This is a genomic window from Planomonospora antibiotica (assembly GCF_014647955.1).
Classification (GTDB): Bacteria; Actinomycetota; Actinomycetes; order Streptosporangiales; family Streptosporangiaceae; genus Planomonospora; species Planomonospora parontospora.
In genome coordinates this window covers 37,886-53,668 of record NZ_BMQE01000049.1, presented here as the reverse complement: position 1 = coordinate 53,668, position 15,783 = coordinate 37,886, and the positions used below count along the sequence as shown (strand labels likewise).

Annotated in this window: 13 protein-coding genes; 12 read left to right on the top strand and 1 reads right to left on the bottom strand. The window is 74.4% G+C overall.

Features of this window, described 5'->3' with window-relative positions; translation table 11 throughout:
* The 9 genes from IEZ06_RS30160 to IEZ06_RS30120 all read left to right on the top strand — a co-directional run.
* The coding region (locus IEZ06_RS30160; protein ID WP_189240081.1) for a phosphopantetheine-binding protein at positions 1-452 on the top strand (452 nt) is incomplete at its 5' end.
* A complete protein-coding gene (locus IEZ06_RS30155) occupies positions 449-5,905 on the top strand; it encodes a non-ribosomal peptide synthetase (RefSeq protein ID WP_189240080.1) in 5,457 nt (1,818 codons plus the stop codon). The genes IEZ06_RS30160 and IEZ06_RS30155, both read left to right, overlap by 4 nt.
* Positions 5,902-6,936, top strand: coding sequence for a saccharopine dehydrogenase NADP-binding domain-containing protein (locus tag IEZ06_RS30150; protein ID WP_189240079.1), 1,035 nt, complete (start codon positions 5,902-5,904; stop codon positions 6,934-6,936). Before IEZ06_RS30155 ends, IEZ06_RS30150 begins: the two co-directional genes overlap by 4 nt.
* Positions 6,933-8,015, top strand: coding sequence for a Gfo/Idh/MocA family oxidoreductase (locus IEZ06_RS30145; protein WP_189240078.1), 1,083 nt, complete (start codon positions 6,933-6,935; stop codon positions 8,013-8,015). Before IEZ06_RS30150 ends, IEZ06_RS30145 begins: the two co-directional genes overlap by 4 nt.
* A complete protein-coding gene (locus tag IEZ06_RS30140) occupies positions 8,012-8,791 on the top strand; it encodes a thioesterase II family protein (protein ID WP_189240077.1) in 780 nt (259 codons plus the stop codon). Before IEZ06_RS30145 ends, IEZ06_RS30140 begins: the two co-directional genes overlap by 4 nt.
* A 31-nt stretch (positions 8,792-8,822) precedes the next feature.
* On the top strand, positions 8,823-9,194 hold the full coding sequence (locus IEZ06_RS30135; protein ID WP_189240076.1) for a nuclear transport factor 2 family protein: 372 nt from the start codon (positions 8,823-8,825) through the stop codon (positions 9,192-9,194).
* Positions 9,195-9,224: 30 nt separating this feature from the next.
* The gene (locus tag IEZ06_RS30130) at positions 9,225-10,184 is read left to right on the top strand and encodes an ATP-binding cassette domain-containing protein (RefSeq protein WP_189240075.1); all 960 of its coding nucleotides are present in this window, start codon (positions 9,225-9,227) and stop codon (positions 10,182-10,184) included.
* Positions 10,181-10,978: an ABC transporter permease gene (locus tag IEZ06_RS30125; protein ID WP_189240074.1), complete on the top strand. Its 798-nt coding sequence runs from the start codon at positions 10,181-10,183 to the stop codon at positions 10,976-10,978. Before IEZ06_RS30130 ends, IEZ06_RS30125 begins: the two co-directional genes overlap by 4 nt.
* Complete coding sequence (locus IEZ06_RS30120) at positions 10,975-11,724, top strand: ABC transporter permease (RefSeq protein WP_189240073.1); 750 nt, start codon at positions 10,975-10,977, stop codon at positions 11,722-11,724. Before IEZ06_RS30125 ends, IEZ06_RS30120 begins: the two co-directional genes overlap by 4 nt.
* 35 nt (positions 11,725-11,759) lie before the next feature.
* Here IEZ06_RS30120 and IEZ06_RS30115 read toward each other — a convergent pair whose 3' ends face one another.
* Positions 11,760-12,422 carry a methyltransferase gene (locus IEZ06_RS30115; RefSeq protein ID WP_189240072.1) on the bottom strand — a complete coding sequence of 221 codons (663 nt, stop codon included), beginning with the start codon at positions 12,420-12,422 and terminating at the stop codon, positions 11,760-11,762.
* 55 nt (positions 12,423-12,477) lie between these two features.
* Here IEZ06_RS30115 and IEZ06_RS30110 point away from each other — a divergent pair, with 55 nt between their 5' ends.
* Genes IEZ06_RS30110 through IEZ06_RS30100 form a run of 3 tightly spaced genes read left to right on the top strand, consistent with a single transcriptional unit; the run spans position 12,478 to position 15,780 of the window.
* On the top strand, positions 12,478-13,065 hold the full coding sequence (locus IEZ06_RS30110) for a pyridoxine/pyridoxamine 5'-phosphate oxidase (protein ID WP_189240071.1): 588 nt from the start codon (positions 12,478-12,480) through the stop codon (positions 13,063-13,065).
* A gap of 10 nt (positions 13,066-13,075) precedes the next feature.
* The gene (locus IEZ06_RS30105; protein WP_189240070.1) at positions 13,076-14,641 is read left to right on the top strand and encodes a (2,3-dihydroxybenzoyl)adenylate synthase; all 1,566 of its coding nucleotides are present in this window, start codon (positions 13,076-13,078) and stop codon (positions 14,639-14,641) included.
* A complete protein-coding gene (locus IEZ06_RS30100) occupies positions 14,638-15,780 on the top strand; it encodes a 3-deoxy-7-phosphoheptulonate synthase (RefSeq protein ID WP_229798909.1) in 1,143 nt (380 codons plus the stop codon). The genes IEZ06_RS30105 and IEZ06_RS30100 overlap by 4 nt, the downstream gene beginning before the upstream one ends.
* The last annotated feature ends 3 nt before the right edge of the window (positions 15,781-15,783 follow it).

Here is a 15,783-nt window from a genome sequence, read left to right as displayed (position 1 = left end):
CCGTGGTGGCCGGGGGTGGCCTGGACGACGCCGGCCTGCGCGCCTGGCTGGCCGAGCGGCTGCCGTCCTACGCCCTCCCCGCCGCCGTCACCGTCCTGCCGGACCTCCCGCTCAACGCCAACGGCAAGGTCGACCGCGCCGCGGTCGCCCGCCTGGCCGAGGAGCACGGCGGCGGCGAGGCGCAGGACGCCCCGCCCGCCGGGCCCGTCGAGGAGGCCCTGGCCGGGATCTGGCAGGCACTGCTCGACGTGCCGCGGGTGGGCAGGCACCAGAACTTCGTGGCCCTCGGCGGGGACAGCATCCTGGCCACCCGCCTGGCCGAGGAGATCAGGATCGAGTTCGGCGTCGAGCTCCCCCTGCGGGAGCTGCTCGCCGGGCCGACCATCGCCGAGCACGCGGCCCTGATCGCACAGCGTCACGACGACGAAGCCTTCGAGGAGGGCACGATATGACAGCCGGTCAGCTCATCGCCGAACTGGCCCGCGAGGGCGTGCACCTGTGGGAGGAGTCGGGACGGCTGCGGTTCCGCGCTCCCCAGGGCGTGCTCACCGAGGAACGCCGCGCGCTGCTGGCCGCCCGCAAGGACGAGCTGCTGGAGCACCTGCGGCGTCCCGCCGCGCCGCGGCTGACGCCGGACCCCGCGCACCGGCACGATCCGTTCCCCCTCACCGACGTCCAGGCCGCCTACCTCCTCGGCCGCGGCGACGCCTTCGACTACGGCGGCACCGCCTGCCAGGTCTACGCCGAGCTCGCCATGGAGGACCTGGACCCGCAGCGGATGGAGGAGGCCTGGAACCGGCTCGTCGAACGGCACGACATGCTGCGCGCCACCGTCCACCGCGAGGGCCACCAGGTCACCGCCCCGGCGGCGCCGCGCTACCGCGTCCAGGCCGCCGACCTCACCGGCCGCCCCGCCGAGGAGGTCGCCGCGCACGTGGCCGCCACCAGGGCCGCCATGGACGGCCGCGTCTACGACCCCGCCGTCTGGCCGCTGTTCGAGGTGCGGGTCACCCGGACCGGCGAGCGCGACCTGCTCCATGTCTCGGTCGACTTCCTCATCGCCGACTACCTGAGCATCCAGCTCCTGCTCACCGAGCTGAAGCGGCTCTACCTCGACCCGGCCGCCGAGCTGCCGCCGCTGGAGGCCACCTTCCGCGACTACGTGGCCGCCGCGCGCGGCCTGCGCGACGGCGCCGCCTACGAGCGCGACCGGCGCTACTGGGAGGACCGGATCGACGACCTGCCCGGCGCCGCCGAGCTGCCGCTGCGCGAGCGGCCCGAGATCCGGGCGCGCGGGACCTTCACCCGCCACCGGGCCGCCTTCACGCCCGAGCAGTGGCAGGGGCTGCGCGAGCGGGCGGCGGCGCACGCCGTCACGCCCTCCACCGCGGTGCTCGCCGCCTTCGCCGAGGTCGTCGGCCGTTGGAGCCGCCAGCCGGCCTTCTGCCTCAACCTCACCCTGCTCGACCGCCGGCCGCTGCACCCCCAGGTCGGCTCGCTCGTCGGCGACTTCACCGCGGTCAGCCTCCTGGAGGTGGACGGCGCGGCCGGCGGCGACTTCACCGCCCGCGCCGCCGCACTCCAGCGGCGGCTCTGGGAGGACCTGGACCACCGGCTCTACTCCGGCGTGGAGCTGATGCGCGAGATCGCGCGCCGCAAGGGCAGGCAGGCCGCGCTCATGCCGGTCGTCTTCACCAGTACCGTCGGCCTCGGCGACGAGAACGAGGGCATGAGCGGCCTGGCCGAGGTCGTGTACGGCCGGAGCCAGACCCCCCAGGTGTGGATCGACTGCCAGGCCCTCGTGGAGGGCGGCGCCCTGGAGGTCAGGGCGGACGTGCGCGACGGCGTCCTCCCCGACGGGCTGGTGGAGGACATGTTCGACGCCCTGCGCGGGCTGCTGCTCGACCTGGCCGCCTCCGACGCCGCCTGGGAGTCGGCCTCGCCGGTCGCGCTCCCCGCCGCGCAGGCCGGGCGGCGCGAGCACGCCAACGCCACGGCGGCGCCCCGGCCCGCCGGGCTGCTGCACGAGCCCGTCGTCGCGCAGGCCGCCGACGCACCCGACGCACCCGCCGTCCTCGCCGCGGACCGTACGCTCACCTACGGCGAACTGCTCGCGCGGGCCACCGCGGTGGCCGAGCGCCTGGCGGGCGCCGGGAACGCGCCGGTCGCGATCGTCATGGACAAGGGCTGGGAACAGGTCGTCGCCGTGCTCGGCACGCTGCTGGCCGGAGCCGCCTACCTGCCCGTGGACACCGGCCAGCCGCCGGTCAGGCGCGAGCGCATCCTGGCCGACGCCGGGGTGACCACCGCGCTCACCCAGTCGTGGACCGGCGAGCGCCCGGCGGGTGTGCGCTGCATCGACGTCGACACGCTGCCGCCCTCCACCGCTCCCGCGCCCGCGAGCCCCGCACGTCCCGGCGACCTGGCCTACGTCATCTACACCTCCGGCTCCACCGGCGACCCCAAGGGAGTGATGATCTCCCACGAGGCGGTGCTCAACACCGTCGCCGACGTCAACCGCCGCTTCTCGGTCACCGCGGCGGACCGCGTGCTGGGACTGGCGGGCCTCGGCTTCGACCTGTCGGTCTACGACGTCTTCGGGCCGCTGGCGGCGGGCGGCGCCCTCGTGCTGCCGGACCCGGCCGGCCGCACCGACCCCGCCTCCTGGGCCCGGCTGATCGCCGAGCACGGGGTGACCCTGTGGAACTCGGTGCCCGCCCAGCTCCAGATGCTGGAGCACTACCTGGCCGCCGGCGCCGGCGCGGACCTGCCCACCCTGCGGCTGGCCCTGCTCAGCGGCGACTGGATCCCCGTCACGCTGCCCCCGGCGATCCGCGCCCACCTGCCGGGGCTGGAGCTGGTCGGCCTCGGCGGCGCGACCGAGGCGTCGATCTGGTCGATCCACCACCCGATAGACGAGCCCTCACCCGACTGGACGAGCATCCCGTACGGCAAGCCGCTGGCCAACCAGACCTTCCACGTGCTGGACCACGCGCTGCGGCCCTGCCCCGACTGGGTGGCCGGCGAGCTGTACATCGGCGGCGCCGGGCTGGCACTGGGATACCTGGGCGATCCCGACAAGACGGCCCAGCGCTTCATCCGCCGCCCGGAGACCGGTGAGCGCCTCTACCGCACCGGCGACCTCGGCCGCTACCGCGAGGACGGGGTGATCGAGTTCCTCGGCCGCGAGGACCGGCAGGTCAAGATCCGCGGGCACCGGATCGAGCTCGCCGAGGTCGAGGCCGCCCTGCAGGAGCACCCCGCCGTCGCCGCCGCGCACGTACTGGTCGACGGCGAGGGCATGGACCGCCGCCTGGCCGGCTTCGCCCAGCCCGTCCGCCGCGCCGCGACCGAGGGGGTACCGGCGGCGGACCCGGCCCGGGAGCTGCGCACGGCCGCCTCCCGCGCCGCCGACCCGCACACCGCGCACATCGACCGCACCGAGCTCATGGAGTTCATCGCCCGGCTCGACAGGGCGGCGGTCGTCGGCATCATGCGGGCCCTCGCCGGCCAGGGCGTGTTCGGCAAGCCCGGCGACACGGCCACCGCCGAACAGGTCGTCCACGCGGTCAAGGCCGCGCCCCGGCACCACCGCCTGGTCCGGCGCTGGCTGCGCGTGCTCCAGGACGAGGGCTTCCTGACGCGTGAGGGCGAGGTCCTGCGCGCCGTGCGCACCGCCGCCGCCGAGGACCTCGACGCCGCCTGGCGCGCGGTGGACGAGCTGCAGCGCGAGGACGGCTACCCCGCCGCGCTGATCTCGTATTTCAAGACCAGCACCGACCACCTGCCGGAGCTGGTCCGCGACGAGATGGACCCGCTGCCGCTGCTGTTCCCCGAGGGCCGTCTGGAGATCTCCGAGGCCGCCTACCGGGAGAACATCATCAGCCGCTACGTCAACCACGCCGCCGTCGAGATGCTGCGCCGCATCGCCGCGCGGCACGAGGGCCGCCTGCGGGTGCTGGAGGTCGGCGCGGGCGTCGGCGGCACCAGCGCCCAGACGATCCCGGCGCTGGCGGAGTTCGACGTCGACTACCTGTTCACCGACGTGTCCTCCTTCTTCCTCACCGAGGCCCGCAAGCGCTTCGGCGACCTGCCCTGGGTGCGCTACGGACTGTTCGACGTCAACGAGGACTTCCGCGAGCAGGGCTACGCACCCAACGACGTCGACGTCATCCTGTGCGCCAACGTGCTGCACAACTCCCGCCACGCCGGCCGCGTGCTGAACCGGCTGGTCCAGATGCTGCGCCCCGGCGGCTGGCTGGTCTTCATCGAGACCACCGAGGACAGTTACCAGATCATGACCTCGATGGAGTTCATGATGCCGGAGAAGGACCCGCGCAAGTGGGACTACGAGGACCTGCGCAGGGGCCTGGACCAGACCTTCCTCGGCCGCGGGCAGTGGCTGGACCTGCTCCGCGAGGCGGGCGCCGACGCCACCGTCTGCCTGCCGGAACCCCACGACGTCACCGGGCCGCTCGGCCAGCACGTCTTCGCCGCCCGTTTCAAGGCCGACCGGGCGGCGCCGGACGTCGCCTCGCTGGCCGGGCATCTGGCCAGGCGGCTGCCCGAGTACATGATCCCGGCGCACCTGCAGATCGTCGACGAGCTGCCGCTGACCCGCAACGGCAAGGTGGACACCGCCACGCTGCGTTCCTGGCTGCCGCGCGCCGCCGCGAGCCGTACCTCGGCGGGCGGCCCGCCCCGCGACGACCTCGAGCGCGAGCTGGCCGCGGTGTGGGCCGAGGTGCTGGACCTGCCCGAGGTCGGCCGTGACGACGACTTCTTCGACCTCGGCGGCGACTCGCTCGTGGTCGCCAAGCTGGCCGCCGCGCTGCGCGAGCGCGTCGCGGCCGCGGCCGGCGTCCACTGGGACGACCTGGTCCGCCACATCCTGCACCGGCCCACGGTCGCCGCGCTGGCCGGGGAACTGCGCCGCGGGGGCGGCCGCGAGGAGACCGGCGGTCGCGCGGAGGGCTCCCCGCTCATCCCGCTCGGCGGCGATCCGGGGGCCGGCGGCCCGCTGCGCGTGCTGGTCCACGAGGGCAGCGGCACCCTGGCCCCCTACCGGGCGCTGTCACGGCTGCTGGCGGCCGGGGGCGGTCCGCTGGCCGGTCTCGCGGTCACCGACGTGGACGCCTACCTGGCGGAGGAACCGCGCGGGCTGATCGAGCGCCGTGCCGCCCGCTACGCCCGCGCGCTGCTCGACACCGGCGCGCCCGCCTTCCAGGTGGTCGGCTACTGCATGGGCGGCCTGCTGGCCACCGAGGTGGCCAGGCAGCTCACCGAGGCGGGCGCCGACGTCGCCGGCCTCACCGTGATCAGCAGCTACCCGCTGCCCAGGATCATCGAGGACGAGCTCATCGCGGAGTACGTCTTCGCCAAGGTCATGGGCGTCGACCCGGGCGAGGTCGGCTATCCGGCCGACGAAGGGCTCATGTCCGAGGTCTTCGAGCTGCTCATGCGCGAGGATCCCGACCGGGTGCCGGCCGGACGCGTGACCGGGCTCACCGGCGGGCCGGCGGCCGCCGCCGAGGCCTTCCGCGCCCAGGCGGCCCGCCCGCGGGCCGAGCGGCTGGCCGCCATCGGCCGCGCCGGCGCCGGCCACGCCGACCCGGCCGTCGAGCAGCACGTGGACACCTCCTTCCAGGTGGTACGGCACAGCCTGCTCGCGGTCGGCTCCCACCGGCCGGAACCGTACGCCGGTGACATCACCTTCCTGCGCCAGCTCGGCGACACCCGCTTCCTGCCGTGGCTGCGCGACGACATGACCGGATTCTGGCGCGAGCTGTGCCTGGGCGAGCTGCGGGTGGCCGACATCCCCGGCGACCACTTCGGCTGCCTGCGACCACCCCACGTGGAGGAGGTCGCCGCCCTGCTGGCCCGCATCCACCGGGAGGGGTCATGAGGGTCGGCGTGATCGGATGCTGCGGCGCGGTGGGCCGCGCACTGGTGCGCCGCCTGCCCGGACCGCTGCGCCTGGGCGGCAGGGACCCGGACCGGGTACGGCGGACCGCCCGCCCCGGCGACGAGGCCGTCGCCGTGGACATCGCGCAGGCCGCCCGGCTGGCCGGCTTCTGCGCCGGGTGCGACGTCGTGGTCAACTGCGCGGGCCCCTCGGCCCGCATCCAGGACACCGTGGCACGGGCCGCGCTGGAGGCCGGCGCCCACTACGTGGACGTGGCCGGCGACCGGCTCGACCACGCCCGCCTGACGGCCCTCGCCCGCGGGCGCGCGGCGGTGCTGGCCGCCGGGATGATGCCCGGCCTGTCCGCGCTGCTGCCCCGCGCCCTCGCCCGGGGCGCGGGCCGGCCCGTCCGACTGGTCGCCCGCGTCGGCGGCCTGGACCGCTTCACCCGGGCCGCCGCGCTGGACTACGTCGCCTCCCTGGCGGGCGACTACGCCGTCCCGCTGGCGGCCTGGCGGGGCCACCAGGTGATCCGCGGCGCGCTCCGCCCGGCCGAGCGGGTCGCCCTGCCCCACTTCCCCGGCCGCGTCAGCGCCTACCCCTACCTCAGCCGTGAGACCGAGCGGCTGGCCCGCGCGCTCGGCCTGGCCGAGGTGGAGTGGTGGGGCGTCTTCGACGGCGAGAGGACGCTGCGCGCGCTGTCCGCGCCCGGGGACCGGGACCCCGAGCGGATCGCCGAGGAGCTGGAGCTGGCCGCCCGCCTGGACGGCCTCGGGCGCCGGCCGTACTTCCGGCTCGTCTTCGACCTGGACGGCCGGGTGCTGGTCGTCGGCGCCGCAGACGGCTACGAGCTGACCGCCGCGCTGGCCGCCACCGCCGTCCGGGAGGTCGCCGCGGGCCGCGTCCCGCCGGGCGCGCACGATGCGGCCGACGTGCTCGACCCGGACGGCGTGCTGCGCGACCTGCGCGACGACCCGGCCGCGGAGGTCCGGGAGCCGTCGGGCGAGCCCGTCGAGGAGGGGGTCCTGTGAGCCGGCGACCCCGCGTGCTGGTCTGCGGCACCGGCTTCGGGCGGGTGCACCTGGCCGCCCTCACCGCACCCGGATCGGCCTTCGAGCCGGTCGGCGTCCTGGCCAGGGGCGGCCCGCGCTCGCGGGCGTGCGCGGAAGAGGCGGGCGTGCCCCTGTACACCCGCGTCCAGGACGTGCCCGGCGAGGTCGACCTGGCGTGCGTCGTCCTGCTCGCCGACGTCAACGGCGGCCCCGGCAGCAGGGTGGCGGCCGAGCTGATGGCCCGCGGCGTGCACGTGCTGCAGGAGGGGCCGCTGCTGCGCGAGGAACTGGCCGCGTCGCTGCGAGCCGCCCGCCGGCACCGGGTGGTCTACCAGGTCAACAGCCACTACGTGCACCTGCCGCCGGTGCGGCGCTTCATCGCCGCCGCCCGCAGGCTGCGGCCGGTGTACGTCGAGGCCGCCTGCGGCGTGCAGGTCTCCTACCACCTGTTCGACATCCTGGGCCGGGCGCTGGGCGGGCTGCGGCCCTTCGACCTGCCCCCGCCCACCGGCGCCGGCCCGTTCCGCACGATCGACGGCATGCTGGCGGGCATCCCCTGCACGCTGCGGGTGCAGAACCAGCTGCACCCCGCCGACCCCGACAACCACGCCCACCTGCTGCACCGCGTCACCATCGGCGCCGAGGGCGGCACGCTCACGCTGGCCGGCACCCACGGCCCGGTGCTGTGGTCGCCGCGCCCGTACCTGCCCGCCGAGGCCAGGAAGACCACCCGGCTGGACGCCGCCGCCGATCCCGGCCTCGACCTGCCCGCCGCCGGTGTCATCGGCCCCGCAGAGACCCCGACATACCGGGAGATTCTCGCGACCATGTGGCCGGAAGGGGCCCACCGGGCGATCATGGGAACGTGGACGGCGGCGTGTGACGGAGTCGATCCGCTGCGTGCGGGGCAGTACCAGCTGGCCGTCAGCACGGTCTGGCAGGCGACGGCCGCCGCCCTGGGCTTCCCCGAGCGGCTGTCGGGCCCGCCGCCCCGTCCCATGCCCGCCGACGAGCTGATCGCCGCCGCGAGAACGGAGCTGGAGGAGGAGCCGGAATGACCATCACGACCACCGGGCGGCGCGAGCAGTGGCTGCGGCCGCTGCGCGTCCAGGACGTGCCCAGGCTGCGCCTGGTGTGCTTCCCGCACGCGGGCGGCGCGGCCGGCTTCTTCAGGACGTGGGGCGCCCGCCTGCCGGAGGGCGTCGAGCTGTACGGCGTGCAGTACCCCGGCCGCCAGGACCGGGTGCGCGAACCCCACGCCCGGACCATGGACGAGCTGGCCGGGCCGGCGGCGGCCGCGCTGCGTCCGCTGGCCGGGGTCCCCACGGCCCTGTTCGGCCACAGCATGGGCGCCGCCGTCGCGCACGAGACGGTCCTGCGGCTGGAGGCCGAGCTGGACGGCCCGCTGGCGGGGCTGGTGGTCTCCGGCCGCCCGGCACCCGACCGGCTGCGCCGTACCGAGGTGCACCGGGGGGGCGAGCAGGCGCTGCTGGCGGATCTGCGGCGGCTGGGCGGCACCAGCGAGGAGGTCCTGGACGACCCGGCGCTGCGCGAGCTGGTCCTGCCCACGCTGGCCGCCGACTACCGGCTCATCGAGACCCACCGGCCCCGCGGCCTGCGGCCGGTCCGCACCCCGGTGTGCGCGTGCGTCTCCGACGCCGACCCCGAGGTGGACCGCGAGGAGGCCGCCGCCTGGGAGCGCCACACCACGGGCCCGTTCCGGCTGCGGGTCTTCTCCGGCGACCACTTCTACCTGGTGCCACGGGAGGAGCAGCTGGTCGAGCAGGTGCTGCTGTTCTGCGGCCTGCCCGGCGGGCGGCCCTCCACCCCGTAGAGAACATCCGTCTGAAGGAAAGGACGACCGCGTGAATCTCGACAAGGAACTGCGCGAGCTGGAGGAGAAGGGCTGGGCCGCCATCGCGGTCGGCAACGGCGAGTTCTACCGCGAGCTGGTCACCGACCGGACGATCTGCGTCGAGCCCGACGGCCTGCAGACCGGTCACGAGCTGGCCGACGACATCGAAGCCAACAAATCGCCCTTCGAGGAGTACACACTCGACGACGTCAGGACGCTGGCTCTCGGCACCGAGGCGGGGCTGATCACCTATCGGGCCACCATCCGGCTCAAGGGGACCGACCTCTCCTTCCAGATCTACATGGCCAGCGTCTACGAGCGCAGCGGGAACGCCTGGAAGCTCGTCTTCCACCAGCAGACCCCGGTGAAGCCGGAGGACTGACGGGCACGGACGTCTCAGGAGGTGGCGCACATGGATGCGGGCGGAGTCGAGGTCGAGGGCCTCCGCAAGGTCTTCGGTGAGAAGACGGCCCTGGAGGAGGTGTCGTTCACCGTCGAGCCGGGCGCCGTGGTGGGACTGCTGGGCCCCAACGGCGCGGGCAAGACCACGGTGGTCAACTGCCTGAGCACGCTGCTGCCGCTGGACGGCGGCCGCGCCTCGGTCGCCGGGCACGACGTCGCCCGCGATCCGGCGGGCGTCCGCGCGTCCCTCGCGCTGACCGGCCAGTTCGCGGCGGTCGACGACGTGCTGACCGGGCGGCAGAACCTCGTGCTGTTCGGCAGGCTGCTCAAACTGGACCGCCGGGCGGCCGCCGCGCGGGCCGGGGAGCTGCTGACCGCCTTCGGCCTGGACGCCGCCGCCGACCAGCGGGTCGCGTCCTACTCCGGCGGCATGCGCCGCCGCCTGGACCTGGCGGCCAGCCTGGTGGTCAAGCGGCCCGTCGTCGTCCTGGACGAGCCGACCACCGGGCTGGATCCGGCCGGGCGCCGGGAGATGTGGGACGTGGTGACCGGGCTGCGCGAGGAGGGCGTCACGCTGCTGCTGACCACCCAGTACCTGGAGGAGGCCGACCGCCTGGCCGACCGGATCGTGCTCGTCGACGACGGCAGGGTGGTCGCCGAGGGCACGCCGGCCGAACTGAAGAAACGGGTCGGCGGGCAGGTCTGCGAGGTGGTCGCCGAGCCGCGCGAGCAGGTGCTCCGCACGCTGCGTGAGCGGCTGGAGGGCGTGGAGGAGTCCGGCGGCACGGTCACCGTGCGCGGCGCCGCCCCCGACACCCTGGCCGACGTCGTCGCGGCGCTGCGGGAGGCCGGGATCGAGGCCGACGACATCCGGCTGCGCCGCCCCACGCTGGACGAGGTCTTCTTCGCCCTGACGGGCCGGAGGTCCGGACGGCGGCGCGAGCAGGAGCGGAAGGAGGCCGGCTCATGACGGCCTCCACCGGGGCGGCCTCCTCCACCGAGGCGGGCCTGGGCAATCTCTTCGCCCAGGGGCTGCTGCTGGCCGGGCGCGACCTCCGGCGCACCTCGGCGGCCGACACCGTCAGCACGATGGTGGTCTTCCCGGTCGTCTTCGTGTTCGGGTTCCTGGCGCTGTTCGGCAACCTGCTGCGCACCCGCGGCATCGACTACGCCCAGTTCCTGCCGCCGGCGATCATCGTGCAGTGGATGTTCTCCGTGGCGATCGGCGCCGCCTTCTCCTTCGCCGCCGACCGGCGGAGCGGCATGCTGGCCCGCTACCGGTCGCTGGCCATCAGCCGCGGCGCGGTCGTGGCGGGTCGGCTGGCGGCCGACGGCCTCCGGGCGCTGCTGGCCATCGCCGTGATCGTGGTGACCGGCTACGCGGTGGGCTTCCGGTTCCAGGCCGGGACTCCGGCCGCGCTGGGCTTCGTCGCGCTGGCGGTGGCCTTCGCGCTCACGGTGTCGGCCGGCACCAGCGCGCTCGGGCTGGTCTCGCGCGATCCCGAGACGGTCTCCTCCACGCTGCACGTCCTCTACCTGCCGCCGCTGATGATCTCCTCGGCCTTCGTGCCCGCCGACGCCTTCCCCGCCTGGATCGAGCCGTTCGTGCGCCACCAGCCGGTCACCGCCGTGCTCGACGCGCTGCGCGCGCTGGCAGACGGCGGCCCGACGGCCGGGCCGGTGCTGAAGGCGGCGGCGTGGCTGGCCGGGCTGCTGGCCGTCTTCTCGGTCGCGGCGGTCCACGCGTTCAGGAGGGCGACATGAACACCATCACCGAGACGGGCCTGCTGGCCGGTCGCACGCTGCGGCGCTTCGCCAGGAGCCCGCAACTGGTCGCCGACTCGCTGCTGTTCCCGCTGATCCTGCTCTTCCTCATGCTGCTGGTCTTCGGCGAGCTGGTCGACCAGGCCGTCCACGGCCGGTACATCGACCGGCTGGCTCCGGCCATCGTGCTGTTCAGCGCCGCCTACGGCGCGGTCGGCACCGGGCTGGGATTCTTCACCGACCTGCGGGGCGGCATCGTGGACCGGTTCAGAGCCATGGACATCGGCCGGATCTCGATCCTCGCCGGCCGGATCACCGGCGACCTGGTGCGGGCGGTGCTGGTCGCCGCGGCCACCACGGCCGTCGCCCACCTGGCGGGGTTCCGCTTCACCCAGGGGCCGCAGGCCGTCCTGGGGTTCTTCGGGGTCGTCGCGCTGTTCGCCTGGATCTTCCTGTGGCCGGCGGTCGCGGTGGCGACGTCGGCCTCCAGCGAGCAGGCGGTCGGCGGGGCGCTCAACACGCCGGTGACGCTACTGCTCTTCCTGTCGTCGGGGTTCGTGCCGGTCGAACAGTTCCCCGGCTGGCTGCAGCCGGTGGTGCGGGCCAATCCGCTGTCGCTGGCGTGCGACGCGCTCACCGGGCTGTCCGGCGGCGGTCCGGTGCTGCTGCCCGTGCTTTTCACCGCGGCCTGGGCGGTGGGCGCGACCGCCGTTTTCCTGCCCCTCGCCGTGCGTCGTTTGAAATGAATTCCCCGGGCCTTCCGAAGGCCCGGGGAAAACATTCACCCGGCTCGCGTGAATTCGAGGAGCCGGTATTCGATGTGCCCGTTCCCGGCGGCGCATTTCGCGGCGCGCAGCAGTGCGGCCCGCCAGCCGTGCTCGGCCGCCAGCGCGTGCACGCGGCGCTCGTCGCCGAGGTCGGTGAACCCCAGCAGCAGTCGGCCGCCCGCCTCCAGGTGCGCGGCGGCGCCGCGGAAGAAGGCGGCGTGCGTGACGTAACCGGGGTCGAAGAAGGCGCGCTCCAGCGCGTCGGCGGGCTCGCCCTCGACGAAATTGGAGTTCCAGTAGATGACGTCGAACTTGTCGTCGCAGGTCAGAGGATCGAACATGTCGCCGCAGGCGACGCGGACGACCGAGGCGACGCCGTGGCGCCCGGCGTTGAGCCGGGTGTTCTCCGCGGCGGCCCCGCTGACGTCCAGGGCGGTCACCGAGGCGCAGCCGCGCAGCGCGGCCAGCACCGAGACGTAGCCGGTACCGCTGCCGACCTCGCAGAAGGAGCCGTACAGCGGATAGGGCAGCCATTCGGCGTAGAGCGCGGAGGACTGCGACAGATGAGGGGCGTAGACGCCGGGCAGGAGATCCCACTCCATGCCGAGCAGACGGAATGTCCGGGGGGTCGTTATCTCCCGGTGGCGGGCGACGAGTGCATGCGCGGCTTCTTGCATGGAGTCGATTATAGGCAATGTGATTAAAAAGGCGAGAGAATGGTAGGGAGAGGGAATGCTGACCCGGTTAGCGGCCGACCCCCTGCGTCAGTTCCTGCTCTGGCAGGAGGAACGGCGGGCGGCCGACCCCCAGATGTCCACCTCTGCCGTGCTGGCCACCGCCGACCATCGCGGACGCCCCTCGGCCCGCTGGATCGACGTGGCCTACGTCGATCACGGCTTCGTGTACTTCACCAACCACGCCAGCCGCAAGGCCGCCGACACCGCGGTCAACCCGGTGGCCGCGCTGTGCTTCGGCTGGCTCGACAAGGGCCGGCAGGTCAGGGCCGAGGGCCCGGTCGACCGGCTGGGCGACGTGGAGTCCGACGCCCACTTCGCCACCCTGCCCCGCTCGATCCAGCTGCTGGCCTGGAGCAGCGACCAGCACGCCGAGATCGACGACCGGCGGGTCGTGCGCGAGCGCTTCGACGCCCAGCGCGACCGCTTCACCGGTCAGGAGATCCCCCGCCCCACCCACTGGGGCGGCTACCGGCTCACGCCGATGGAGATGGAGTTCTGGCAGCGCAGGGCCGACGAGATCCAGGACCGCTTCCGCTACCGCCGCCAGGGCGCGGACTGGCACATGGCGCGGATCGCACCGTGAGGAGGACCGGATGATTCCCGGATGCGTACCCTGGCCCGCCGAGACCGCCCGGCGCTACCGCGAGCTCGGGCTGTGGAGCGGCCAGACCCTGGACACCCTGCTGCACGCCCACGGCGAGCGCACCGCGCTGGTGTCCGGCGGTGTCCGCCGCAGCTACCGCGAGCTCGCCGTCCGCGCGGCCCGTCTGGCCGCCGGCTTCCACGACCTGGGCGTACGGCGCGGCGACCGGGTGATCGTGCAACTGCCGAACACCCCCGACCTGATCGACACGCTCTTCGCGCTGTTCACGCTCGGCGCCGCCCCGGTGCTGGCGCTGCCGCCGCACCGCCGTGACGAGATCGGCCACCTGGCCGCCCAGACCGAGGCCGTCGCCTACGTCATCCCGGCCGTCCACCAGGGCTTCGACCACCGCGAGCTGGCCCGCCGGATCAGCGGCCCCGAGCACGTCGTCGTGGCCGGCGAGCCGGAGGAGTTCACACCCCTGGCGTCCCTGTACGCCGAACCGGCCGAACTGGAGCGGCCCGAGCCGGGCGACGTGGCGCTCTTCCTGCTGTCCGGCGGGACCACCGGGCGCTCCAAGCTCATCCCGCGCACCCACGACGACTACCTGTGCAACATCCGGCTCAGCGCCGCCAACGCGCGCTTCGGCCCCGACGACGTCTACCTGGCCGCACTCCCCATCGCGCACAACTACGCGCTCGGCTGTCCCGGCGTGCTCGGCACGCTCCACGCGGGCGGCCGCGTCGTGCTCAGCCCCACGCCCAGCCCCGACGACACCTTCCCGCTCATCGAGAGCGAGCGCGTCACCGTCACGGGACTGGTGCCGTCGCTGGCGCTGCTGTGGGTGGAAGCCGCCTCGTGGAGCCCGCACGACCTGTCCAGCCTGCGACTGGTGCAGGTGGGCGGCGCCGGCGTCAGCCCGCAGCTGGCCCGCGACGTCGGTGAACGCCTGGGCCGCGTGCAGCAGTCGTTCGGCATGGCCGAGGGGCTGCTCAGCCAGAGCCCTCCGGACGATCCGCCCGAACTGCTGGCCACCGCGCAGGGCAGACCGCTGTCGGAGCACGACGAGGTCCGCATCGTGGACGAGAAGGGCGACGAACTGCCCCCGGGCGAGGTCGGCGAGCTGCTGGTGCGCGGGCCGTACACCATCAGGGGGTACTTCCGCGCGGAGGAGCACAACGCGCGGGCGTTCACCGCCGAGGGCTTCTTCCGCACCGGCGACCTGGCCCGCCGTACCGGGACCGGCCACCTGGTCGTCTGCGGCCGGATCAAGGACGTCATCAACCGCGGCGGCGACAAGGTGCCCGCCGAGGAGGTCGAGGAACACCTGCTGGCCCACTCGCGCGTGCTGGCCGCCGCCGTGGTCCCGGTCCCCGACCCCTACCTGGGCGAGCGCACCTGCGCCTACATCGTCGCCCGCGGCGAGCCGCCCACCCCCGGGGAGATCGACGCGTTCATGCGCGAGCGCGGCGTGGCCGCCTACAAGATCCCCGACCGGGTGGCCGTCGTGCCGAGCCTGCCGCTCACCCCGGTCGGAAAGGTCGACAAGGCCCGGCTCAGGAGCGAGGCGCCGTGACCGCCGCCACCGCACAGCAACCCGACTGGGGAGACCCGGCGCTGCTCGAGCGCGTCACCAGGACCCTGCACACGATGCCTCCGCTGGTCACCGCAGGAGAGTGCGACCGGCTCATCGAGGCGGTGGCCCGTGTCGGCCGGGGTGAGGGATTCCTGCTGCAGGGCGGCGACTGCGCCGAGCGCTTCTGCGAGTCCGGCCCGGCCGAGGTGCGTGCCAAGCTGGCCCAGCTGTACGGCCTGGCCGCGGCGATCCGGTCCGCCACCGGCTCGCTCGCCGTGCCGCTGGGCCGCCTGGCCGGGCAGTACGGCAAGCCGCGCTCGGCTCCTTACGAGCGCATGCCCGACGGCACGCTCGTCCCGTCCTACCGGGGCGACGCGGTGAACAGCCCGGCCGGTGAACCGGGCGCCCGCCGTCCCGACCCGGCCCGGCTGCTGCGCGCCTACGAGTGCGCCGAGCGGGTGCTGAAGGTGGTGCGCGACTCCTGGACCGGACGCCCGCCGCTCGAACGGGCCTGCGTCTCCCACGAGGCCCTGCTGCTGGACTACGAGCATCCGCTGATGCGCGGCGGCTACGCCGCCTCGGCCCACTCGGTGTGGATCGGCGACCGCACCCGCCGGCCCGACGGTCCGCACGTCGCCTTCGCCCGCTCCGTCTCCAACACCGTCGGCGTCAAGATCGGGCCCAGCACCACCCCCGCGCAGGCCGTGCGGCTCAGCCGCCTGCTCAACCCCGACGGCAGGGACGGCAGGCTGGTGTTCATCGTCCGCCTGGGCGGGGCCCGTGCGCGCAGTCTCCTGCCGGAGATCGTGGGTGAGGTCACCCGGCGGGGCAGGCCGGTGGTGTGGCTGTGCGATCCCATGCACGGCAACACGATGCGCATGGGCGCCGGACCCAAGACCCGGCCGATGGAGGCGATCCTGGAGGAGATCGTGACATTCGTCCGCGTCATGCGGGTCCAGCGGAGGCATCCGGCCGGGATGCACCTGGAGATGACGCCCGAGGACGTCACCGAGTGCATCGCCGCGCCCAGGCCGTTCTGGCGGCCGCCCGAGCTGCCGCGCTACCGTACCGCGTGCGACCCCCGCCTGAACGCCGCCCAGGCCGCGGAGGTCGTCGAGCGCTTCGCCGCCCTGGTGTGATTC

Coding starts and splice junctions, on each gene's coding strand:
- IEZ06_RS30155 (WP_189240080.1), top strand. CDS start 449: ATGACAGCCGGTCAGCTCATCGCCGAACTGGCCCGCGAGGGCGTGCAC.
- IEZ06_RS30150 (WP_189240079.1), top strand. CDS start 5,902: ATGAGGGTCGGCGTGATCGGATGCTGCGGCGCGGTGGGCCGCGCACTG.
- IEZ06_RS30140 (WP_189240077.1), top strand. CDS start 8,012: ATGACCATCACGACCACCGGGCGGCGCGAGCAGTGGCTGCGGCCGCTG.
- IEZ06_RS30130 (WP_189240075.1), top strand. CDS start 9,225: ATGGATGCGGGCGGAGTCGAGGTCGAGGGCCTCCGCAAGGTCTTCGGT.
- IEZ06_RS30125 (WP_189240074.1), top strand. CDS start 10,181: ATGACGGCCTCCACCGGGGCGGCCTCCTCCACCGAGGCGGGCCTGGGC.
- IEZ06_RS30120 (WP_189240073.1), top strand. CDS start 10,975: ATGAACACCATCACCGAGACGGGCCTGCTGGCCGGTCGCACGCTGCGG.
- IEZ06_RS30115 (WP_189240072.1), bottom strand. CDS start 12,422: ATGCAAGAAGCCGCGCATGCACTCGTCGCCCGCCACCGGGAGATAACG.
- IEZ06_RS30110 (WP_189240071.1), top strand. CDS start 12,478: ATGCTGACCCGGTTAGCGGCCGACCCCCTGCGTCAGTTCCTGCTCTGG.
- IEZ06_RS30105 (WP_189240070.1), top strand. CDS start 13,076: ATGATTCCCGGATGCGTACCCTGGCCCGCCGAGACCGCCCGGCGCTAC.